Genomic DNA, 22,858 nt, shown 5'->3' on the forward strand with positions numbered 1-22,858 from the left:
GACTTACACTAAGAAGAATAAGGAGTGAAAATATGAAGATATTAGAGGCAAAGAATGTGACGAAGATATATGGGGAAAATGCTGGGGCAGTTTATCGAGCATTGGACTCCTTTGATTTAGAAGTAGAAAAAGGGGAATTTGTTGTGATCATGGGGCCTTCTGGTAGCGGAAAAACTACTTTATTACAGTTACTAGGAACAATCGATCGTCCTTCAGCCGGACAAATATGGATTGATCAAGAGGAAGTAAGTCAACTAAATGAAAATCAATTAGCTGATTTTCGAAGAAAAAGATTGGGATTTATCTTTCAAGATTTTCATCTTCTTGATGCCCTCTCATTAAAGGAGAATTTAATCTTACCGATGGTTTTAGACAAGAGACCAGTCGATGAAATTGACCGTCGTTGTAATCAATTAGCTGAATCATTAGGGATAGCTGAAGTTTTACATCATCGTCCTTTTGAGGTATCAGGAGGTCAAAAGCAGAGAACTGCAGCAGCACGTGCATTGATCCATCGACCATCTCTAATATTAGCGGATGAGCCAACGGGAAATCTAGATTCTAAGTCAGCCCATTCGTTGATGGAATCTTTACAGAGATTGAAAACAAAGGAAGCAGGGACCGTTGTTATGGTGACACACGACCCTGCAACAGCGAGTTATGCAGACCGTGTCATATTTATAAAAGACGGAAAAGCGTTTCAAGAAGTAAGGAGTAGTGGTGATCGATCTCATTTGTATCAGCAGATTATACATGTGCAGACAGTGTTAGGTGGAGGTGAAGGAATTGACATTCCAACAGCTCGCTTTTAAGAACATACGTTTTCATCATCGGCAATATCTGGCTTATTTTTTAAGTTGCACGTTTACAGTATGGCTCTTTTATCAATATTTGCTGTTACTTTTACACCCTATTTTACGAGACGAGACAATACCTAAACAATTTGTGGCATTTTTATATCTTATTCAGGGAGTTATTGTTCTCTTTTCTATTCTTTTTATAGGATATTCACAGTCTGCTTTTCTCAAAAATAGAAAGAAAGAGATTGGCTTATGGCAAGTAATGGGAATGAGTATCAAGCAAGTAACGAGGATTTTATTTTGGGAGAATATGGTTTTTGGATGTGTTGCGATCTTGATCGCTCTTCTGATGGGAACTGTAACTTCCAAACTGTTTTTTCTTGGTGTATCAGCCGTTTTAGAACTTGAAAAGCCAATCCCATTTCATTTTTCAATAGAAGCAGTTATCATTACTATTTTGGGGTATTTGATCTTATTTTCTCTTTTATCTTATTGGGCTCGTTATACTGTTAAAAAAGTAGCGATTGTAGATTTATTTCGAGAAGCAGTTCAGCCAAAAAAGACACCGCGTTTTTCTCTTTGGTTAGTATGGGTCACTTTACTGACTTGGATAGGCGGCTATATTTTAACGTTTCAAGTAAATATTGAAACTGTAACATTGCTCATGTTTCCAATTACAGCCATGGTCTTATTGGGTACTTATCTTGCTTATACACAGGCAAGTGTATATCTTTTACAACGTTTAAAAGATAATAAAAGGATTTCTTATCTTGGTAAGAATTTGATTTTATTCGCCCAACTGCGCTTTCGATTAAAAGATAATGCGAGAATATTGTTTTTGGTTACCATTTTAACAAGTATTGTACTTTCATCAGTTGGAATTTCTTTAACTTATTATTTAAAGGCAAATCAATTAGCCGAAGAACAGGCACCATATTCATTAAGTTTAATAAATGAACCCAAAGGGTTAACTTCAGATAAAGTCAAGCAGGAAATAAAGAGATATGGATTGAAGCTGAAAAAGGAGTATCATATACCGGTTTTTCAGATTGTCCTCGCTGAATCAATAGCGCAAGAAAAAAAACTTCCTTCTCAGGTATCCGTTATTTCCGAGAACGATTTTCTAAAGTTCTGGAATGAAAACAGAAACAAAAAATTGCCCAAGCTAAAAGATGGTGAAGTATTAATTGCACGAAATGGTGGTATTCATCCCTTACAGCAGTTTAATCTGCCCAGTAAATCTCTCGCATTTCTAGAAAAGAAATGGACAAATAATAAAGAAGTAATGGGTGTCTTCTTTAACGAAAATGATACAATGCGGACACTTTTGGTCGTCACGAATCATGATTTTGCTCAGATTAAAAATCATATTGATCCCAAGCTAAGGGTAATGGTTCATGCTTATCAATTTGATGATTGGCAAAAGAGTCGAACGTTCTTTATATATCTTCATACTGTACTCCAAAAAAATTCTATAACTTGGTTAAATGGAACGAATGAGGTTTATCATTTTATCAAGCAAATTTTTGCCCCAATCATGTTTGTTAGCCTTTTTATTGGGTTTTTGTTCTTCCTTGCAGCTGGAAGTATGTTATATTTTCGTTTGTTTACAGAGCAAAGTTATGACCGCAGTCAGGTAGTAGTATTACAGAAGATCGGGATGGACCAGTCTGATGCACAGTCTACTATCACGTGGCAGATATGTATTCTCTTTTTTGTCCCTTTTTTCATTGGTGTATGTCATGCTTCAGTAGCAATTAAAGTGTTTAGTGTTCTGTTTAAAGAACCGGTATGGAGTCCATTTATATACGCATGTATTGGTTATTTTGTGATCTATGGTCTTTATTATATTTGGACAAAACGCATTTATGTACGCTCCATTATTAAGTGATAAAGTAAATCCATCTATACCCCTGCCTAAAGAAGCTAGCGCAGGGGCTTGAATATGTGAGAGGTAACTGGATAAAAAAACCAATCTAAACCACTTTACCACCATATATTGTGGTGTTATACTAATAAAGCAACCATATATAGATTGGATCGTGATAAGCATGATTGAAGTACAAGATCGCAGCAATCAACGGATGACAACCAAAATGGAATTAAGTGATGTTTTTCTATCACAATATAAAGATAAAAATCCTCGATGGGGGTATGATGGACTCGGTTATATCGTTTATCTTCGTACATATTCACGTAAAAAAGCAGATGGACAGATGGAGCAATGGTATGAAACTGTCCAACGGGTAACAGAGGGTAACTTTTCCCTAGAAGCGGAACGACTTCAAGAGATCGGAAAATGGACAGAAGAACGTAAAGAGAAATTAGTCCAGGAGATGGAAAGATTTTATCATTTAATGTTTAATCTTGTCATTACCCCCCCTGGTCGGGGATTATGGATGTCTGGTACAGATTATGCAAAGAAAATTGGTGATGCTGAAAATAACTGTTGGTTTGTATCGATGCGTCCGCAAAAGTACGGTCATAGCAAGATTCAACCAGTTATTGGTTCAATTGATGAGCTTTTACCATCGATGCCCGCTGTGTTTACCTTTGATCAGGCGATGAAAGGTGGCGGAGTTGGTGTTAATATTCAAGAGAAGAATACTTCACTCATGCCTAAAGTAAAACGGAAAGTTGAACTTATTTTTATATCTAAAGTGGATCATGACAATTTTGCTTCTGAACTACAAGCGCTAGATGTATTGCCTCGTGAACAGAAGCGGGCAGTCTTTACCCATCATGTAAAAGATAGTCGTGAAGGTTGGGCAGAGTCTTTACAGTTAGTTATTGATTCACATTTTACTGGCTCCGAAGAAGTTTTACAGATTGATGTCTCAGAAGTTCGACCTCGTGGATCAGAAATTCGTGGATTTGGTGGAATTGCTTCAGGACCTGCTCCACTAGTAGAGATGTTACAAGTAGTGAATCGGATTTTAAACCGTCGGGTTGATTCTCAAGTATCTCCAGTAGAATGGGGAGATATTATTCAAAATATCGGCAGATGTGTTGTAGCAGGAAATGTGCGCCGAACGGCACTTATTTTAATTGGAGATCGAGAAGATCATGATTTCATTACTTCAAAAGATTATCGTCTGGAAACAAACAAGGAAGCAAGTCAATGGCGTTGGGCATCAAATAATAGTATTGATCTTGGTTCTGATGTTAGCCGAGAAACGTTTCTTCAGATTGCAGAGAATATCTACTATAATGGAGAACCTGGCGTTGTAGATATTGAGACGGCAAAACAATTTGGTCGTCTGATTGATGGGCAGAATGAACAAGTTGATTCTTTAGTAGAGGGGTTTAATCCCTGCGGTGAGATTACCTTACCTAACGCATCACCATGTAATTTATTCGAAATTAACTTACCTCGGATTCATGAGTTAATCGAATTAGGTATAGAAGATCAAGGGCTATATGCAGAGGCATGTTGGCTTGCTACTCGCTATGCATACAGAATTACATTTCGTCCTTATGAGTGGGAAGCGACTCGGGAAATTGTATATCAACATCGTCGTTTAGGTGTAGGGATTACAGGTGTATCTGATTGGGCTTTGATGAAATTTGGAGATCGCGTTGTTATGTCATTTACTGAGCAAAATCAACCTGTGTATAACGAACGAGTTACTGCACAACTTGATCGTATGTATCGAGCAGTAAAAAAGACCAATCAACTTCATGCAGAAGAGTTAGGGGCTGATCCATCCATTAAACTTACGACCGTGAAACCTTCCGGCTCAATGTCTCTTTTAATGGGTGTTTCTGCTGGTATGCATTGGCATTGGTCTCCATACATGATTCGTCGTGTTCGGTTTGCCGCCAATTCACCTCTAGTTCCAGTTTTGATTGAATGTGGATATCCAGTTGAGCCTGCTGTGACTGGCTTTGATGCAGAGGGAAATCAAAAAGTTGATTCACATACGATGGTAGCAGAGTTTCCAATTCGTGCTGCAACGGCAGATCATCCCCGTTTCCAAACAGAAGATGAAGTACCACTGCGTGAACAAGCAGCATTACAATCAATGCTTCAAACGTATTGGTCAGATAATGCAGTTTCAGCAACACTAAAATTTAAACAAGCGGAAGGGAAAGGTAGAGAAGGAATCGAAGAGATTGCTGATGTGCTAGAAACATATCGACACAAATTAAAAGCAACTTCTTTCTTACCGCATGCAGTTGGGACTTACCCTCAAATGCCTTTAGAAGCGATTAGTCGTGAACAATACGAACAAAAAGTAGCTCAAATCAAGGCAAAACCGTGGGAAATAATGAGTGATTCGGTAACACTCGAAGATGATAGTACTGATGTGATTGGAGAGTGCGAAAATGGAGCTTGTCCGATTCGTTGATTTAAATACGGTAATAGGGTAAATCGTGCATATAGAAGTAATCGTTACGTAATTGATAGCCGACTTTTAGGGACGTAAAATTTATTACTTTGTCCCATGTTTACGGCAATGCAATGAAGTTATTCATGCTGAAGCTCACTATTAAAGTGGGCTTTTTTTGCAAAGGAGGAGATGATGCCAGTTGAGTTGAAGCATTTTCTCACAGTTACCGCTCGAAGTATCTATATTTTGTAGACTCTGATCGTTGGATCAATTCTCCTATGATCCTACTTGCATTTATCACAGGAGGAGTCTGGGTATAGTAGTAGCCTATGTCAGCATTTAACTCTCTTAAAGTTTGAACAAAATGAGGGTATCCGCGGTCAATAAATCCTGCGTTTGAAATTTTGGTTTTATTCTTGGCAATTAATCCAGCTAAAGTAAGAGCTGCCCCTGCTCGCATATCATATGCCCTAACCTTGGTACCATATAAAGGTTTTCCGCCTTGGATATATATTGTAGAACCATCAATTGTAATATCTGCTCCCATTTTTTGTAATTCTGGAACATGTGTAAACCTTTTTAAGAAAGTCTTCTCTTCGATTTTACTAATACCATCAGTAGTCAGACATAAAGTTGTTATAAGGGGTTGAAGGTCAGTCGGAAATTCAGGATAAGCACCAGTAACAAGATTGACTGATGTGAGAGGTTGATCGTGAGCAAGAACACGAATTCCATTTGCTTCATTTTTTAATGGGACTCCTATTTCTTTAAAGATGTCAAGCAGTGCCTTGAGATGATGTTCATTTGCTCCTTTCACCAAAATGCTTCCTCTAGTTGCTGCTGCCGCGATTAAATAAGTCCCTGCTACCATTCGATCAGGGGGAACTCGATGTTCTACTGCGGTTAACTCTGTAACTCCTTCGATTTCGATTATATTTTCTTCTGCATAATGAATTTGCGCGCCCATGTTCGTTAAAAATTGGATCACATCTTCAATTTCAGGATCTTTGGCAGCATTGTGAATCACTGTTTTTCCTTCAGCGAGTACTGCAGCCATTATCAGATTCAGTGTAGTACCGACACTTTGACGTGCATTGACTGTAGCACCCTTAAGTCGTCCGTTAACATAACCTTTAATATAAGGTGATGTTGAGATAAAAGTAGCTCCCATTTTTTCTAAACCTTCAATATGATAATCGATCGGCCGTTCTCCAATTTTACATCCACCCGGATAAGGAATATATACATGTTTTTTCCGGGCAAGTAGTGGTCCAATTAAAAAAAGAGATCCTCTAATTTTCCCTGCGTGTTCTGATACGGTTTTCGTTTTTCCAATTCGTTCAGTAGAGATTAAAATCTCATCATTGTTCAAAGCTACTTGCATGTTTAAACTTTTTAGGAGATTGACCAGATCGATTACATCCGACAGGTAGGGGATGTTTGTTAGTCGTGTTACACCAGTAGTAGCAAGGGTAGCGGCAGCGATTAAGGGTAAGACACCATTCTTTGCCCCAGGTATTTGTACGACTCCGTCTAGTTTAGTGCCTCCAGTAACGGCGATTACATTCAATTTTCTCCCGCCCTTTGTCATTAGGTGTATGATAATAAATTAGCATATTGGTTGTATTTGGTGTTGTTGGATCTCTTTATATAATTATCTTTAAATTTTAAAATATATTATTTATTCTTGCCAAAATTGATCTATAATTAAAATAGTTAATCTTAGTATTCGATCAGGAGTGATGAAAATGGAGAAGTTGAAAGCAAAGAGAAATGCGAGCAAATCAACCGCTTTGTTTGTAGCTGGAACTATCTTAATGGGTGGTGGTGGACTAACTATATGGAAAATGCTGCAAGATCAACCTGGAATAATAGGTGAAAAAATCAGTATTTCTTGTAATGATCAGGAACACCCTCAAACTGAACCAATTACCAAAGATCAGCCTGATTCTCCTTTGTACAATCCATATTCTGTCCCTGTTGAACCGATTCACTTTAAGCCTTCGGCGGTATTTGCACAAAAAAAGTTAGAAATGACGCTACCTAAAGGTCCTAATTGGAGTCCTTTGGCTCAAAGTGTTGCCAAAATTGCTTGTGATCAAGATCGAATTCCTGAAATTGCAGAAAAAACATTACCCAATAAGATAGAAGATGAAACAAAAATTTGGAACAGAGAAGTGATCGGCTTCCGATATGAATTCACACCAAAAAGTTTTGAACAGTCTTCATCTGTCTTACAGGCAGAAAGAGATGAAAGAGCAACGAATGTGAAATCATATCAATCAGATTCATTTCCACATCGTATTTTAAAGGAAGCGAATCCGGAGATCACTACAAAAGGTGAAAATATACAAATACAATTGCCTATTTTAGGATTAAAAAGTGAAGGAAGAGAGAAAAACGCCAGATATTATTCTTTGCACGCACCAGTCTTTGATCAGGAACAACACTATATTCTTATAAAGGATTTGCAGAAGATTTTTGATCAGCGGAAATCTATTAAAGAATCAAAAGCTGAAGTCACGTCAAGGAAAAATCTCCCTTCTCCTCTTGAGCTACAGAATTCAGTTATCCAGATGACAGAAGTTCGCGAACATTAAGTTCTTTAAAATCTATACCATAATGTAAGTCAGTTCTATAAACGTATATTAAGCTAGATAATTCTTAGTGTATCATTTTTAAAAGAAGTGAATACCGAGTGCCTTGATAATAAGATACTCGGTTAAATCATTTGTATTAGTTTTTAGATACATTGATGTCAACTAACTGATAGATTATTTTAAGTTGCCCAACCGTTCCTAACAGTATGGCAACATGGATATCGTCGCCCTAATTATAAAACAGTACTCAAGAAAAGTTTGCGACTCTGGGTTGGCAAAATTTTTGACAAGCAGAGTTGTCAAAGTTTTGTTTGGACAAAGCTGAGGAGATTATGAAGCTCTTGTTCTAATTCATGGATTTGTTGACGTTGTAAGTAAAGTAGTAGTCCTTCAACAATATAACTACGTGGTTCAGTTTCACAATTAGAAAATTCGTTTTCAAGATCGTCTAAACAGGCAAATAAAGGCTCTAATGTTTTTTTACTCTTTTTCATTGATTTAAGAGCTTTCCTCATTTTATTGATTGAGGCTTTTACTTGTTTATATAAGTATAATCTTTCTTGACGTTCAATTTGCAAAAAATCGTTCAATAAATCTTTATTAAAAATGGGAGTTTCATTTATATCAAAACTTTTTACGATCCCATTCATTCTACGAATAACAAAATTGATCATGGTATTGATGTCGATGGTCTCCTGTTTGATCATAAAAATTCGAAGCGAGTAGGATAGAATAAGGCCTAGTAACATGACTGCACAATCAAATGCATATGGTTCAACAGCATCTCCATATACCTGAACCACTTTGGAGCTTAACCATTCTATGTCTTGAATTTGTAACTTACTTAAAAACGCTTTACTTTCATCACTCTCATGTGAACTTTGAAAAGCTAAATGAAATAACTCTTTGTTATCAATTACATACTGAAGCTGAACCTTTAGTTGTTCAATAAATAGCTTCTCTTTACTCCACCCCTCTATTTCTTCTAACTCCCAAATCGATTCCCATCTCTTAGCATTCTTTTTTTTCAGTATGAGAAAGGCGAGTTCTTCTTTTGATTTAAAATAGTTATAAAATGAACCTTTAGAGATTTGGCAAAATTGTACGATATCTTGGACAGAAGTTGTTAAGTATCCTTTTTTACTAAATAATTGAGCGGCACCTTCAATGATTTTAGTTCGAATCGATTCCATGTGAACTCCTTTATTGTAATTATTCAATAATTGAAGTGTAACAAAACATGGATAAAGGTACAATGAACTTTATACTATAAGTTCAAAAATAGTATTCTAAAAAAGTTCAATAATATTAGATTGAAATCTAATATGGAATGATTTATAGTCAGTACCATGGTTTACGCATGGTCATTTTTTTTTGAACACATAGTTGAAGGGTGATGAGTTTGAAGCGAATCATTCAGTTTTCGATTCAAAATAAGCTGGCAATTTGGCTACTTACAATCCTGGTGGTAGCTGGTGGAATGTATGCAGGTACTCGGATGAAGATGGAAACGTTGCCCAATATTAATGCTCCAGTGGCTACGATTACGACATCTTATCCAGGAGCTACTCCTGAAGAAATTTCAGATAAGATAACACAGCCTATTGAGAAACGTGTTAAAAGTTTACCAGGAGTAAAGACTGTTCGTTCAACAACAGCGCTGAATATGTCAAGTATTCAAGTAGAATATGATGATTTTGGCCAAGATATGGATCAAGCGGTTGAGGATCTTCGAAATGCAATTGACAAGATATCGTTGCCAGAGAACATAGAAAAGCCTGAGGTTGCAAAAGTAAGTTTAAATGATTTCCCCATACTTGCTTTAAGTGTTTCTGGTGAGAATCAATCGTTAGAAAAGTTAAGTAAATCAGTAAAAGAGTCACTTGTGCAAAAGTTAGAAGATATAAATGGAGTCTATTCAGTTGAAATTTCTGGACAACAAGTCGAAGAAATTCATTTGAAATATAAGGAAGATCAGTTGAAAAAATATGGGCTGACTGCTGATAACTTAACTCAATTGATTCAAAATAGTAATCTATCATCTCCTGTAGGAACATTTGTGATCGATAAAAAAAGGCGCTCAGTTGTTGTAGATGGTCATGCCAGCAAACTGGAAGATTTGAAGAAACTGAAAATACCCGCAACAGGGGCACCTGCGGGAGGTAATACTACAACATTGACCCACTCAACCAAGACACCAGTTGTTGAATTACAACAACTCGTCGATTTTCAGGATGTCAAAGAATCAAAATCGATTTCACATACAGATGGAAAAGATTCAGTCAGCATTAGTATTGTCAAAGCATCTGATGCAAACACAGTAGAGGTTGTAAAAGCGATTCAAAAGGAAATCAAACAATTTGAAGAAGATCATGATGGGTTTGATGTGGCAACCACTTTTGATCAGGCGAAACCAATTCAAGACTCTGTGCAAACAATGTTAGAAAAAGCTCTTTTAGGCGCTTTGTTTGCAATCATCATTATCATGGCCTTTTTACGTGATATCCGATCAACAGTAATTGCTGTTATCTCAATTCCTCTGTCATTGTTAATGGCATTCCTTGTATTAAATCAAATGGGAATTACATTAAATGTAATGACTTTAGGTGCAATGACAGTAGCGATTGGACGAGTTGTAGATGACTCTATTGTGGTAATTGAAAATATTTATCGAAGATTTCATTTGTCGCGGGAGACAAGGACAGGTAAAGAACTTATTATTGAAGCAACGCGTCAAATGTTTATCCCGATTCTATCATCGACAATTGTAACAATCGCGGTATTTCTCCCACTAGGGTTAGTCTCAGGAGCAGTTGGTCAAATATTTTATCCGTTTGCAATTACAATTGTTTGTGCACTGCTCGCATCACTGCTTATAGCTATAACAGTTGTTCCAATGATGGCACATATATTCTTTCGGAAGCGTCCTAAGAAGACAGACGATGGGAAAGCCAGTGTAAGTCGTTTTGCTAACTCTTACAAGCGGATTTTAAATTGGTCACTTGATCATAAAGGGATCACCTTTTCACTTGCAATCCTGTTGTTAATTGGTAGTTTATTTCTTGTTCCAGTAATTGGGGTTAGTTTCCTACCAGCAGATGAGGAAAAAAATCTCATGCTCACTTATAATCCTGTGCCTGGTGATACTTTAGATGATGTAAAGAAAATAGCCGATCACGCTGAGGATTATTTTGAAAGAAATCGTGATGTAGAAACAATCGATTATACTGTAGGAAGCAATAATCCGATGAATCCAACTGCAAATAATCAAATTCTTTTTGTAGTGAAATATGAGGATGACTTCAAAAATTTTGATGAAGAAAAAGAAAAAGCGCTTCGTGACCTAAGGGCGATCACGACGAAAGGTGAATGGAAATTCCAATCAATGGGTCCGCATGGAGATAATAACTCGCTTAATCTTCAAGTATATGGTGATGATCTTAAAGAGATTCAGCCAATTGTAAATAAGATTAAAAAGCTCGTTGAAGATAAAGATGAGTTTGACAATGTGGATACCAGTATTTCAGATGCTTTTGATCAATATACATTAGCTGTTGATCATAATAAGTTAAGCCAATATGGACTAACAGTAGGACAGGTCGCACAACGACTTTCCGTGAGTGGTGAAAAGCCTGTACTAACAACAATAGAAAAAGATGGTAAAAATTTAGATGTATCTCTTGCCGGAAATCAAACTGACTTTAAAAATATAGACGAATTGCAAAAGCAAAAGTTAACGACTCCAACAGGTGAAGAGATCACTTTAAAAGATGTAACTAAAGTTGTAACAGGTAAAGCGCCACAAACTGTGACAAGATTAAATAATGATCTATTTGCTGAGATTACAGCTAAAATCAAAACAAAAGATATAGGGAAAGCAAACGCTGATATAAAGAAAGAAATAGATGATTTAGACTTGCCTTCTGGTGTACGGGTCGAATTTGGCGGTGCCCAAGAACAGATCAATGAATCATTTAGTCAGCTAGGTGTTGCCATGTTAGCTGCGATTGGAATTGTTTATTTTATTCTTGTCGTAACATTTGGTGGTGGACTTGCACCTTTAGCGATTCTGTTTTCACTTCCTTTTGCTGTAATCGGCGGCTTGTTTGCGCTATTTGTAACAGGGGAGACGATTAGTGTATCTGCATTGATTGGTGCATTAATGTTGATTGGAATAGTAGTCACAAATGCAATCGTACTGATCGACCGAGTGATCAGACAACAAAATGAAGGATTGTCTATTCGAGAAGCATTATTAGAGGCAGGAGTTACTCGTTTGCGCCCGATCCTGATGACAGCTATTGCAACTGTGTTTGCGCTACTGCCACTAGCTATTGGGATGGAGAATGGTGGAGGTTTAATCTCCAAAGGTTTAGGTGTAACTGTTGTGGGTGGATTGATTAGTTCAACTCTTTTAACTTTATTAGTTGTCCCGATTGTGTACGAGACATTTGTTAATTTCCGTTCTCGTAAGAAAAATAAGCAAGCCATCCAAACGACAACCGAATCGTGATAAAACAAGGGAAGCGACTGTGCTCGCTTCCCTTGTTAATCAATTAAGATTTTCTCCATCGCAATTACATCTATAAAATTTCCATTTAAGCGACCATGTTTTTGAAAAACACCCACTTCACGAAACCCATTTTTTTTATATAATTGATATCCTCGTTTATTTGTGGGCAGGGCATATAGAACCAATTTGTGAAAATCATGATTTATTGCAATCCACTCAAGTTCTTTTAATATTCTCCCTCCCAATCCTTTTCCACGCCAATCACGTTCGATATAGATTGAGATAACTGCAATACCCTCATGGGCTCTGCGCTGTGAGTAGCGATTAAGGGAGGCCCAACCACATATTTTCTTGTTTAAGGTCGCCACAAGCACTTGATATCTTTGATCATGTTCCGAAAACCATTGATCCATATCTGATGCTGTTTTTAGATCTACCTCAAGTGTAGCATTTCCTTCTTCAATTCCTTGATTATAGATGGTTGTGATCGATGCAAGATCCACTTTTGTAGCTTCTCGAATATGCAAGCGCATGTCTTGTACCGCCTTTCAGTTTCTCAACAAGACCATATGATACTCGGAATCTTAATCAGATACAATTACATTATTTTACAGCTATGCCTAAGGAAAAGAAACATTGTTAAGCTAAGTTATGAACCTCTCATAACGGAGAATATTGCGCCAATCGACAAATTGGTATCCTTACTCATTCATTTGAAGAAATAATATATGCAAGCAAGGAGATTGTGAATATGATGATTCTAAATGAAAAAAAGCCAATTGATGATAGTTGGCTTTGGATTGATCATTATAATTATTACTCAAGGGAATCGCTGTGGAAATCGGGAACAAACATGGAATAATAAATGAAGCTCGATTATTTATCCAATAACTAGTTTTTCCTCTGGATATTTGTAAGAGGTAGGACGTGATCGATTGGCTAGAGCGAAACCAATTGTTATTGGTCCCAGTCGACCAATAAACATTAAAATGATGATCAGTATTTTCCCAGGTATTGATAGTTTTGGGGTTAAGCCTAATGAAAAACCTACTGTACCAAAAGCAGAAACAGTTTCAAACAAGGCAGTAAAAATATCTGTTCGTTCTAAGATGGTTAGTGTCATGGTTCCGAATATCAAAAATCCAATTGCCAAGATTGTGATCGTAAGTGCACGATAGACATAGATATAAGAAATACGTCGTTTAAATATCTCTACATGCTGCTTTCCGCGTAACATTCCCCATACAGCTAGAATAATAATAGCAAACGTTGAGCTTTTAATCCCACCTCCTGTAGATCCGGGTGCTGCTCCAATAAACATGAGAAAGACAATAAAAAAAAGTGAAGCTGAATACATGGAAGTTAATGATAATGTGCTAATTCCACCTGAACGAGGTGAAGCTGCATGGAAATGTGCCGCCCATAATTTCCCTTGAAATGATAGGTTGCCCAGTGTCTCAGGGTTGGACCATTCAATTAATAGGATAACAAACGTTCCTAATATTAATAGAAATCCGCTAGTTGCTAGTACCAGCTTAGAATGAAGACTTAAACGTTTTGTTTTCCAGTAATGAAATAATTCATAAATCACGATAAATCCAAGTCCGCCTACAATAACTAGACCTGAAATCGTGAAACTTACTAAAGGGTCATCAGCGTATAGCGAGAAGCTGCTGAATTTTTCTACATGACCAAATAAGTCAAATCCAGCATTATTAAATGCAGATACGGCGTGAAAAAAAGAAAAATAGAGCCCTTTTTCTAGACCCCATTGAGGAATGAAACGGATGGATAAAAGGAGTGTACCCATCAATTCAAAAATGAATGTAATCGACATGACAAATATTAATAGTCGAACGACGCCTTGTATTTTGTTTTGTTTGAATGATTCAGCTAACAATAATCGCTCACGTACACTTACTTTTTTTCCTAGCATTACTGTAAAAAGTGTAGCAAACGTAACAAAACCAATTCCACCGATTTGGACTAGCATTAAAATAATAATTTGACCTACTAGGTTAAAGCTTGTTGCAGTATCAACAACGACCAGCCCTGTCACACATATTGCAGATGTTGAAGTAAATAACGCATCAATAAATGACACGTTTTGTCCAGGTTGATGAGTCATTGGTAGAGATAGTAGAATTCCTCCAAATAGGGTTACAATAAAAAAACCAATGACAAGATAACGTGCAGGTGAGAGAGTATTCATTTTGGTTTAATCTCCAAGCTCCTTTTTCTTCTAATCGAGTCTGAAATAAGTCACTAATACCGATTAAGTTGCTTCTAAAATTCTTTTCTACCAATAATAACTGATCATGTCAAATAAAGCAGCTTGTATCAATATGAAAAAGGGACAACTAAATAGATTTTCTATCAATAGAATTAATTAAAATTAGGTTTAATTAATAGCGTAAATAATTATAAATAATAATAATCGATAGAATTAAGAAACATAGGAAAAGAAAGGCTCCCAAAACAATTCTCAAAGTAATAATAATCCCGCTTAGCGAGGTTGAGTTTCTGTGCTCTTTTCGTATATCTAAAAAAATAGCAATTCCAAGTATAATCGTAGCAACTGGAAAGATAACTAAACCGAAAAGTTCATAGCTATTCATAATGATCCCCCATTTTTTTCAAGAAAATATGTTGGTAGTTAAACTGATTTACTTTAATTATGTTGAATATAATCTATGCACACTAAGTCATACTGATCAAGGATTAAAATTTACCCAAGAAATGGTCAAACCAATTGATCCCTGATATAAAAAAGAATATATGAGATTATGCATATTTAACAGGATTAAAATGACTAAAACAACTATATATCAAGAAGACAAAAGGAGTAACTTAATTTACGAAAAACTAGTTCGAACTGGATAAATCTAGATGGAAACAGGTAACTGAATTTGTATCAAGAAAAGATAATGAGTATCTGATGCTTTTTTGAAATCATTTGATTGGTTCAGTTTGTGAATGATTATATCTATGTCAATCAACTCCGAACAGTTAATAAAAACCACCTTTACCTGATTAATAAAGGTGGTTTTTAGGTGATCTTTTACCAAGCAAGTGAGGGTAGTTCGTTGTTTAAACCTCATACCATGGCGTACATAGAAATAAAACCTGCTACAAGAGAATAACACTGCTCGTGTGTTCGATTATACAAAAAAATGGTTGCTCGGTAATCGTTTGAAAAGGATTACCGAGCAACGCTTGTTCTCAGCCCACGATTGAAACAGTGGGCTTTTACACTCATATTTTGTAAATCTAAAATTACTAAAATACTAAAAATATAGTATTTTAATGAACATTCTATCCTACGAGTATCTGATTAGTATGGTCTTCTTTTTCACTTAGAAAGACTTCTCGTAAATGCTCATCTAACTTTTTAAGAAACGAATCGATATCAGGATTTCTTACAACATCGTGCAAAGAGAAGGTTGGCAATGGCTTCATCCCAACATATTCTTGTATTTTATGAAAATGGAACATTACTTCATCTACATCTTTCCCCTCAAAAAATTGTCCTGGATTTGAGAATACTTCTGATGTAGCATTCCATGTTAAGGACAGCATATATTGCTTATCTGTAAATAACCCGCCGCCCCCATAAGTCTGGGAACCTTTGAAGAAAACCCCATATTCATATACTTTGTCAATATATGTTTTAAATGCACCAGGAAGACTAAACCAAAAAACAGGCGATTGAAAAATAACCACATCAGCCCAGCGAAATTTATCCGATTCTTCTTCAGGGATATAACCATTAGCAACAACGGTTGTTTTTATTTCATAGGAGGAGCTGAGTTGATCTGTCATATGATTGACAATAGTTTGATTTAATCGCCCTGTGGCATTAGGGTACGATTCATATCCATTAATAATAAAAATCCGCTTCATGATTGTGTTCATCTTCTCTGTTGAAATGTTCATACATTATCGATACACAAATAAGTTTTTCCATTTGGATATTCAATTTTATTACTATTAATTTAGTACATTAGTATGATAGCTTAAATGATTTTAGTTGTCAATTCAAAGAGGTGCTTTTTTCTTATTCTACCTTGATTTTATCAACAGACAGAAGAATGGGTGAAACAATAGATCGTATCTTACGATCAACAGCAACAGGATTTGTGGACAAAGTTGGATAAGACGAGGGATTTATCGGTCAATCACTTAGGAGATGGAAGGGGTGACAGTATTAGAAGTGAGTTATTTGATAGACCGAAATTACTGGGGCAGTGGATAGCTACAAAGGCTGCACAGGCAATTCATAATTTTGCATTTCACACTTATGACATACCCTATTGGATCTCTTCACTCTCGTTATTCCTTTAATCACGCCTCTTGCTGAGTCGCTGGAAAAAACTGTATGCATCTAAGATGGGAAAGAATTTCCCATCTAGTCAACGTTGTTATTTTGCGGATACATCAGCAAGGGCGTGAAGGATTAAACCTAAAAGAATGGACATGTACAGAATGTAACGAGCATCATAATCGAGACATGAATGCAGCCATTAACATCTTGCAAGAAGGTATGAGATTAGTAGCCGTGGGGCTCACGATCTGAACTTGTCCAATTTCTCCCGGTTGCGAGAGATTACCCATGAATCCCCGCATTCATGCGTGGAGAGTGGTCAAAAATAGTTCGATAACCAAAAAACCAAGATTTATAGCTTGGCATTTTGGTTATCTGTTTATTTTTTCTTAATATCAATTGAAAGTTGACTGAGTTCATGAATCTCATCTTCAGTTAAACGAAATTTCATGGCGTTAGAGTTTTCTTCAGCCTGTTGAACTTTAGTTGCTCCAGGGATCGCAAAAATAGTATCCCCATGTACATGAATTGTCCAGTTTAAGGCTATTTGCGTAGATGATACTTTATATTGGTCAGCTAATTCTTTTAAACGGTTTATTAGCGGTTTCGTTTGCTGTACATTTCGTCGATTAAAGGACGGAAGCCATTTTCGAAAACCTGTTAGTTGTTTCATCCGGGCGGAGTCTTGATGAAACTTTCCTGTTAATAAACCTTGCTCAAGAGGGGAGTATGCAATAATTGCAATATCCAATTCTTTTGCAGTTTCTAGGATACCGTTTTGTTCAATGGATCGATCTAACAAATTAAATCGAACTTGATTTGAGACTAAGCGAAGTCCTCTGGATCGGAGTATTTGATCGGCTTTTCGCATTTGTGTTGCCGAGTAATTACTAACACCGATATATCGGATATGATCTTTTTCAACCAAGTTTGCCATCTGTTTCATTTCGGCATCAATGCTTGAAAGGGAATAGGGTTGGTGAATTTGATAAAGATCAATTCTCCAGCCCTGCAATGCTGCTTTGCGTTTTTCGATGGTGATGGGAATATTTTCTGCAACACGCAAAAAAGGGAACCATTTGGTTGCAATATGTACTTGCTCTTCCTTCATTCCTAAGTTATTTAACGCTGAGCTTAGTTGCTGTTCAGAGGCTCCATTTCCATATGCTTCAGCGGTATCAAACCAATTGTTTCCTCCATCGACCGATGCTTTTACAATGGATTCTATCTCTTTTGCGTCCAGATCAGGCCAAAATCGACCTACCATACCTTTTCCTTTACTAAATTGCCAACATCCTAGACCAATGGGAGATAACATAAGCTCGGAGCTACCAAGTTTTCTTTTCATGGTGAGCACTCCTTTATTCTATTTATACCTCCGTATATTACCCGTTGTCGTTAGATGAAAACATTATGTTAATCATTAGATACGATCGACTATTTCGTTATCGCCATCAAAAATGAGCTGATCTAAAAGATCAACAAGATGAATGGCTTGCATTTGTTTATCCAATCCTGAGCGAATAATGCCTTTTTTCATCTGAAGTAAGCAACCAGGATTTGAAGTAACAATTAATTGGGCATTCGTTGCATGTACATATGCCATTTTCTCATCAAGTATTTTCATTGACATCGGAAAATGAGTGAGGTTATAAATTCCAGCTGAGCCGCAACATTGATCTGCATCTTCTAATTCAATATATTCAAGACCTGGAATTTGTTGTAGAAGTTGACGTGGTGATTTACGAATATGTTGACCATGTGCCAGGTGACAAGAGTCTTGATATGTAGCACGGATATTTAATGATTTTTTGAAGGGTAACGGGGATAATTCGTATAATACTTCATGGATATCACGCACATGTTCTACAAAATGAACCGCGCGCTGGTACCATGCTTGATCATTTTCAAATAAATGATGATATTCCTTTAATGCTAATCCACAACCACCTGCATTATTTACGAGTAGATCAACTTTAGATTGTTCAAAGGCTTGGATGTTACGTTTTGCTAATTGCATAGCCTCGCTTTTATAACCAGCATGAAGATGAAGCGCACCACAACATCCTTGTCTTTTGATAAAGACCACGTTGCATCCAAGGGATGTAAGAAGGCGAGCTGTAGCTTGATTTGTTTGATAAAAAAAGATGTCCATGATACATCCTGTAAATAAGCCCACAGAGAGTAGTCGTTGATGAGAGGATGAGGGAGAAAGATTTTTTCGTTTTCTACGAATAAAAGGAGAGACAACGGGGTCAATGATTTCTTGCATTTCTCTGAGCGAAGAAGGGAGGAGGTTTAGTAATCGAAAACTCTTTGCTAATTTTTGTAGACCAGTTTTCTGTACAAACCATAATAGATTGCCCAGTGTATATAAACGGTGAGGATGAGTAAACAAATGTTTCAAAATAAAGCGTTGAATCCAATTTGATTTTTGATCAGATTGGACGATAAACTCTCTTGCTGATTCAAGTAGGTTGCCATAAGCAACATTAGCAGGGCATGCTGTTTCGCAGGCACGACATCCTAAACATGCATCAATATGTTTTGTAAATTCAGCATTTAATTTTAGCTTTTCGGTAGCTACTCCTTTGATGAGAGCGATTCTCCCTCGAGGATTATAAGTCTCCAACCCTACCTGACGGTAAGTGGGGCAACTCGGTAGACAGAAACCACAATGCATACATTGGTCTAATTGATCCATTAATTTTTGAGATGTTTGTAAATGATCGTTCATTTTCTCACCACCAATCGTTTACGATGTTCTGAAGTGAAGATTTTACCAGGATTTAAGATTTGATTTGGATCAAAGGCTCTTTTAATTCGTTTCATAAGTTCATAGCTAGTAGCCCCTAATTGATACTTGAGAACATGTTGTTTCGCAATACCAACTCCATGTTCTCCTGTGACCGTTCCGCCTAATCGGATGGCTGTTTCAAATATCTCTTGAAATGCCGCTTCAACTCGTTTGAGTTCATCTTTATTTCGTTCATCTGTAAGACAGGTTGGGTGTAGATTACCATCACCGGCATGACCAAATGTACAGATAGTGAGTTGGTATGTATTTGATATTTTTTCGATTGCTGAAAGCATTTCCGCGATTCTAGAACGTGGAACAGTGGCATCTTCTAAAATGGTGGTTGGTTTTATACGAGACAGAGCAGAGAGAGCAACTCTTCGAGCCATCATTAATTTCTTGCTTTCATCAGCTGTTTTTGCGATTTTTACTTGAACAGCTCCAACTCGTTTTGCTAGGGTAGCTATTTGATGCATATCTATCTTTACTTGTTCTTTATGTCCATCTTGCTCAATTAACAACATTGCTTTCATATTTTGAGGTAGGCCAAGTTGAGCATATTGGTCAACCACTTTTATTGTTGATTGATCAAGTAGCTCCATTGTTGCTGGAATGATCCGATTCGCTAGAATCTGTTCAACTGTTTGTGCTGCTGGAATCAGTTGGTCATAATAAGCAACAAGTGTTTGTTTATACGCTGGTAGTGGAAGTAACTTTAATATCACCTCAGTAATCACAGCAAGTGTCCCCTCTGAACCTACCAAAAGTCGGGTCATGTCGTACCCAGCTACATCTTTTATATTTTTTCCTCCGCATCTTAGTACATCTCCGGAAGGGAGGACATATTGTAAACCTAAGACATAATCTTTCGTAACTCCATATTTGACCCCACGCATTCCGCCTGCACATTGTGCTAGATTACCACCGATTGTAGAGACTCTCATGCTGCCTGGGTCTGGGGGATAGAATAGATTTTTCGCCTCTACTTCTTGATGTAAGTCTGCTGTAATAACACCTGGTTCAACAGTTACAGTTAGATTTTGCAGATCGATTTCTTTCATTTTGTTAAAACGATTCATTAGTAAAACAATTCCGCCATGGATCGGTACAGTACCGCCAGCTAAGTTAGTGCCTGAACCTCTTGTTATAACAGGTATTTTAGCGTGATTTGCAACTTTTAAAATAGCAGCAACCTCCGCTACGGTGCCAGGAATCAGAATTGCGTCTGGCATTGCTTGGAAAAGAGGAGTTGCATCAAATGAATAGCAATACCTTTCTTGTGTACTATCCTTATACCATTCTTCTCCAACAATCTCGATAAACTGCGAGCGTATTGCTTGGGTGATCATCATAGATCCTCCCCTGATCAATCATAATTACCATAATCATATGTTGATTCTTTAAAAAAAAGAAATCACCCAAACCAAATATCGGCTTGGGTGATGATTTATTGATAATGATGAGAGATAGCTTCTGATGGATTTTCTGTTTCGTTTAAATCATGTGAAGGGAAGGTGAGGATAAATGTTGTTCCTTGCCCATGTAGGCTTCTTACTTCAATCGAACCATGATTTTCTTTAATTAATTGATAAGAGATGGAAAGGCCTAATCCGACTCCGTTATTTTTCTTGGTGAAAAATGGTTCAAAGAGTTTATTTAAGTCTTCTTGTTCAATCCCACAACCGTTATCTTCAATCGTAATTCTTGTTTTACTTTCCAGTTCTGTTGCATGAATATTTAATTCGCCGCGTTCTTCTAAAGCATCGATCGCATTGATAACCATATTCATTAAGATTTGCTGTAATTGTTGACGGTCAGCAAAAACATGACAGTTTTCTGGAATTTCGACTTTTACAAGAATCCTTTTTTCGACTACTTTTTGATTGAAGAGACGTAGAATGTTCTCTGTAAATGGCTGTAATTCAAAAAGTGTGGGTGTAGATTTTTTGGGTCGAGAGTAGTTCAATAAATCATCGACAAGTTGATTCAGACGCTCAATTTCATTCACAATTTGCTGAGAATAGTACGTACAAAACTCTTCGCTTTCCCTCTTTTTAGGCAACAGTTGTGTATAAGCGAGCATAGAAGTAAGTGGGTTTCGGATTTCATGGGCAATTCCTGCCATCAATTGACCCAAAGCACGTAAACGATTCGCTTCTGAAATACGGCGTTCTAACTCTTTTTTATGGGTAATGTCAGAAAAATTTAGGATAACCCCTATATTTTCTTGATCGCGATTAAATAGTGGAAACAGGCTGTAAGTAATAATCTTTCTTTCGTGATTTTTCACCCATTCTGTTTCAACTTGTAAAAAAACTTCATTTTGATGTAGGCATGCTTCAATTTTTTTGGCTGGAATTAAATTTACAATAGGTGTATGTATGTAAGGAGTCCCCACAATATTTTCTCCCAAAAGCATCGATTGAGCGCGATGGTTAAACATAGAGATTGCTCCTGATCGATCTAAAGTGATTAAACAACTATAAGCACTATCAAGTAACTGTTGTTGGAAAAGAAGATTATCCTCTAGTAACCCCATTTTTTCCTCAAGTTTTCGATTAATCGTTGCAATCTCTTGTGTACGTCGTTCCACTTCTCTTTGCAACATGCGATTCCACCAGACGACGGCGATTAAGACAATCGATGCAATACATAATCCTGTTCGAATCCAAAACATCCATTGATCAACATTTAGTTTAGCAGGAAGAATATACTCGCCGAACCATTTGTGTTCAATTTGATCGTAAATGCCACTTTGTTTTACTTTGTCAATCCCTTCGTTGATGATCGGGATTAAGTGACTGTTTTTAGGCATTACAGCTAAACTATATGCCTGAGGGTCAAGTGGATCTCCTACAATTTTAATTTGCTTTTGTTTATGGTTCTTTTGGATAAAGTATTGCCCAGTAATTCGATTCCCTACAAATGCATCGATTTTATTTTTTGAAAGGAGTTGGATCGCTTCATTTTGATTATCTACTTCAATAAGTTTGATCTGGCTCCCTCGTTTTAAGAGGTCGTGAGCGACATCGCCCCTTTGAACAGCAACACGATTTTGAATTAAATCGGCAACTTCTTGAATATGGATATTATCTGATCGAACAAAGATAGCTTGAGAACTTAAAAAGTAAGGTTTTGAAAAAGAATAAGTTTTCTCGCGTTCTACACTATATTTCATTCCTTGGATTGCATCTATCTTTCCTTGATGTAGTGCTTGAATAGCTTGATTCCAAGGCATAGGGTAGAATTCAAACCGAATACCAGTCTGCAAAGAGATGGCATTCATCATATCCACATTAAAACCAGAGTAGACACCTGAGCTACTAAAATATTCAAATGGAGGTAGATTGCGATCACCAGCAATTCTGATAACTTGGGTAGATTTGCCTTCTCCTGTAGCTGGAAAAGGAACGAAAAAACAGATGAGAAAAATGAACATGAGTAAAAAGCGTTTTCTCATGACAGGAAACTCCTTTATTGATGCTGAAAT

15 protein-coding genes are annotated in these 22,858 nt (G+C 36.9%); 6 read left to right on the plus strand and 9 right to left on the minus strand.

The features are described from left to right. The first annotated feature begins 32 nt into the window (after nt 1-32). The 3 genes from BUB71_RS00460 (at nt 33) to nrdJ (ending at nt 5,152) form a co-directional block, all read left to right on the plus strand. The gene (locus BUB71_RS00460) at nt 33-812 is read left to right on the plus strand and encodes an ABC transporter ATP-binding protein (RefSeq protein WP_073150240.1); all 780 of its coding nucleotides are present in this window, start codon (nt 33-35) and stop codon (nt 810-812) included. Then, nucleotides 787-2,691 carry an ABC transporter permease gene (locus tag BUB71_RS00465; RefSeq protein ID WP_073150243.1) on the plus strand — a complete coding sequence of 635 codons (1,905 nt, stop codon included), beginning with the start codon at nt 787-789 and terminating at the stop codon, nt 2,689-2,691. Before BUB71_RS00460 ends, BUB71_RS00465 begins: the two co-directional genes overlap by 26 nt. Before the next feature lie 160 nt (nt 2,692-2,851). After that, complete coding sequence (nrdJ, locus tag BUB71_RS00470) at nt 2,852-5,152, plus strand: ribonucleoside-triphosphate reductase, adenosylcobalamin-dependent (protein WP_084730864.1); 2,301 nt, start codon at nt 2,852-2,854, stop codon at nt 5,150-5,152. Nucleotides 5,153-5,357: 205 nt separating this feature from the next. Here the strand turns inward: nrdJ and murA are convergent, their stop codons facing one another. Continuing rightward, nucleotides 5,358-6,704 carry a UDP-N-acetylglucosamine 1-carboxyvinyltransferase gene (murA, locus tag BUB71_RS00475; protein ID WP_073150246.1) on the minus strand — a complete coding sequence of 449 codons (1,347 nt, stop codon included), beginning with the start codon at nt 6,702-6,704 and terminating at the stop codon, nt 5,358-5,360. A 178-nt stretch (nt 6,705-6,882) separates the two neighbouring features. Between murA and BUB71_RS00480 the strand changes: the two genes are divergently transcribed. Then, the gene (locus BUB71_RS00480) at nt 6,883-7,734 is read left to right on the plus strand and encodes a hypothetical protein (RefSeq protein ID WP_073150249.1); all 852 of its coding nucleotides are present in this window, start codon (nt 6,883-6,885) and stop codon (nt 7,732-7,734) included. Nucleotides 7,735-8,033: 299 nt separating this feature from the next. On the opposite strand, the gene BUB71_RS00485 is transcribed toward BUB71_RS00480, so the two are convergent. After that, nucleotides 8,034-8,927, minus strand: a complete 894-nt coding sequence (locus tag BUB71_RS00485; RefSeq protein WP_073150252.1) for a TetR/AcrR family transcriptional regulator — start codon at nt 8,925-8,927, stop codon at nt 8,034-8,036. Between the two features lie 209 nt (nt 8,928-9,136). Between BUB71_RS00485 and BUB71_RS00490 the strand changes: the two genes are divergently transcribed. Beyond that, nucleotides 9,137-12,247 carry an efflux RND transporter permease subunit gene (locus tag BUB71_RS00490; protein WP_073150255.1) on the plus strand — a complete coding sequence of 1,037 codons (3,111 nt, stop codon included), beginning with the start codon at nt 9,137-9,139 and terminating at the stop codon, nt 12,245-12,247. 35 nt (nt 12,248-12,282) lie between these two features. On the opposite strand, the gene BUB71_RS00495 is transcribed toward BUB71_RS00490, so the two are convergent. The 3 genes from BUB71_RS00495 to BUB71_RS00510 form a co-directional block, all read right to left on the minus strand. After that, the gene (locus BUB71_RS00495) at nt 12,283-12,780 is read right to left on the minus strand and encodes an arsinothricin resistance N-acetyltransferase ArsN1 family A (RefSeq protein ID WP_073150258.1); all 498 of its coding nucleotides are present in this window, start codon (nt 12,778-12,780) and stop codon (nt 12,283-12,285) included. Nucleotides 12,781-13,127: 347 nt separating this feature from the next. After that, nucleotides 13,128-14,459 (minus strand): TrkH family potassium uptake protein, encoded by a 1,332-nt coding sequence (locus BUB71_RS00500; RefSeq protein WP_073150261.1) that lies wholly within the window; start codon nt 14,457-14,459, stop codon nt 13,128-13,130. Between the two features lie 1,103 nt (nt 14,460-15,562). Continuing rightward, nucleotides 15,563-16,150 carry an NAD(P)H-dependent oxidoreductase gene (locus BUB71_RS00510; protein WP_073150270.1) on the minus strand — a complete coding sequence of 196 codons (588 nt, stop codon included), beginning with the start codon at nt 16,148-16,150 and terminating at the stop codon, nt 15,563-15,565. 475 nt (nt 16,151-16,625) lie between these two features. On the opposite strand from BUB71_RS00510, the gene BUB71_RS00515 reads away from it, so the two are divergent. Beyond that, nucleotides 16,626-16,823 carry a zinc ribbon domain-containing protein gene (locus tag BUB71_RS00515; protein ID WP_073150273.1) on the plus strand — a complete coding sequence of 66 codons (198 nt, stop codon included), beginning with the start codon at nt 16,626-16,628 and terminating at the stop codon, nt 16,821-16,823. Between the two features lie 127 nt (nt 16,824-16,950). On the opposite strand, the gene BUB71_RS00520 is transcribed toward BUB71_RS00515, so the two are convergent. The 4 genes from BUB71_RS00520 to BUB71_RS00535 form a co-directional block, all read right to left on the minus strand. After that, on the minus strand, nt 16,951-17,919 hold the full coding sequence (locus tag BUB71_RS00520; protein WP_073150279.1) for an aldo/keto reductase: 969 nt from the start codon (nt 17,917-17,919) through the stop codon (nt 16,951-16,953). Between the two features lie 75 nt (nt 17,920-17,994). After that, nucleotides 17,995-19,308, minus strand: a complete 1,314-nt coding sequence (locus BUB71_RS00525) for a (Fe-S)-binding protein (protein ID WP_073150282.1) — start codon at nt 19,306-19,308, stop codon at nt 17,995-17,997. Next, a complete protein-coding gene (locus tag BUB71_RS00530; protein ID WP_073150286.1) occupies nt 19,305-20,717 on the minus strand; it encodes an FAD-binding oxidoreductase in 1,413 nt (470 codons plus the stop codon). Before BUB71_RS00530 ends, BUB71_RS00525 begins: the two co-directional genes overlap by 4 nt. Before the next feature lie 98 nt (nt 20,718-20,815). Beyond that, on the minus strand, nt 20,816-22,828 hold the full coding sequence (locus BUB71_RS00535; RefSeq protein ID WP_073150290.1) for a transporter substrate-binding domain-containing protein: 2,013 nt from the start codon (nt 22,826-22,828) through the stop codon (nt 20,816-20,818). Nucleotides 22,829-22,858: the final 30 nt, after the last annotated feature.

This window comes from Seinonella peptonophila (genome assembly GCF_900129355.1).
GTDB lineage: Bacteria > Bacillota > Bacilli > Thermoactinomycetales > Thermoactinomycetaceae > Seinonella > Seinonella peptonophila.

Coding starts and splice junctions, on each gene's coding strand:
- BUB71_RS00515 (WP_073150273.1), top strand. CDS start 16,626: ATGCATCTAAGATGGGAAAGAATTTCCCATCTAGTCAACGTTGTTATT.
- BUB71_RS00480 (WP_073150249.1), top strand. CDS start 6,883: ATGGAGAAGTTGAAAGCAAAGAGAAATGCGAGCAAATCAACCGCTTTG.
- BUB71_RS00485 (WP_073150252.1), bottom strand. CDS start 8,927: ATGGAATCGATTCGAACTAAAATCATTGAAGGTGCCGCTCAATTATTT.
- nrdJ (WP_084730864.1), top strand. CDS start 2,852: ATGATTGAAGTACAAGATCGCAGCAATCAACGGATGACAACCAAAATG.
- BUB71_RS00535 (WP_073150290.1), bottom strand. CDS start 22,828: ATGAGAAAACGCTTTTTACTCATGTTCATTTTTCTCATCTGTTTTTTC.
- BUB71_RS00510 (WP_073150270.1), bottom strand. CDS start 16,150: ATGAAGCGGATTTTTATTATTAATGGATATGAATCGTACCCTAATGCC.
- BUB71_RS00520 (WP_073150279.1), bottom strand. CDS start 17,919: ATGAAAAGAAAACTTGGTAGCTCCGAGCTTATGTTATCTCCCATTGGT.
- BUB71_RS00525 (WP_073150282.1), bottom strand. CDS start 19,308: ATGAACGATCATTTACAAACATCTCAAAAATTAATGGATCAATTAGAC.
- BUB71_RS00460 (WP_073150240.1), top strand. CDS start 33: ATGAAGATATTAGAGGCAAAGAATGTGACGAAGATATATGGGGAAAAT.
- BUB71_RS00530 (WP_073150286.1), bottom strand. CDS start 20,717: ATGATCACCCAAGCAATACGCTCGCAGTTTATCGAGATTGTTGGAGAA.
- BUB71_RS00495 (WP_073150258.1), bottom strand. CDS start 12,780: ATGCGCTTGCATATTCGAGAAGCTACAAAAGTGGATCTTGCATCGATC.
- BUB71_RS00500 (WP_073150261.1), bottom strand. CDS start 14,459: ATGAATACTCTCTCACCTGCACGTTATCTTGTCATTGGTTTTTTTATT.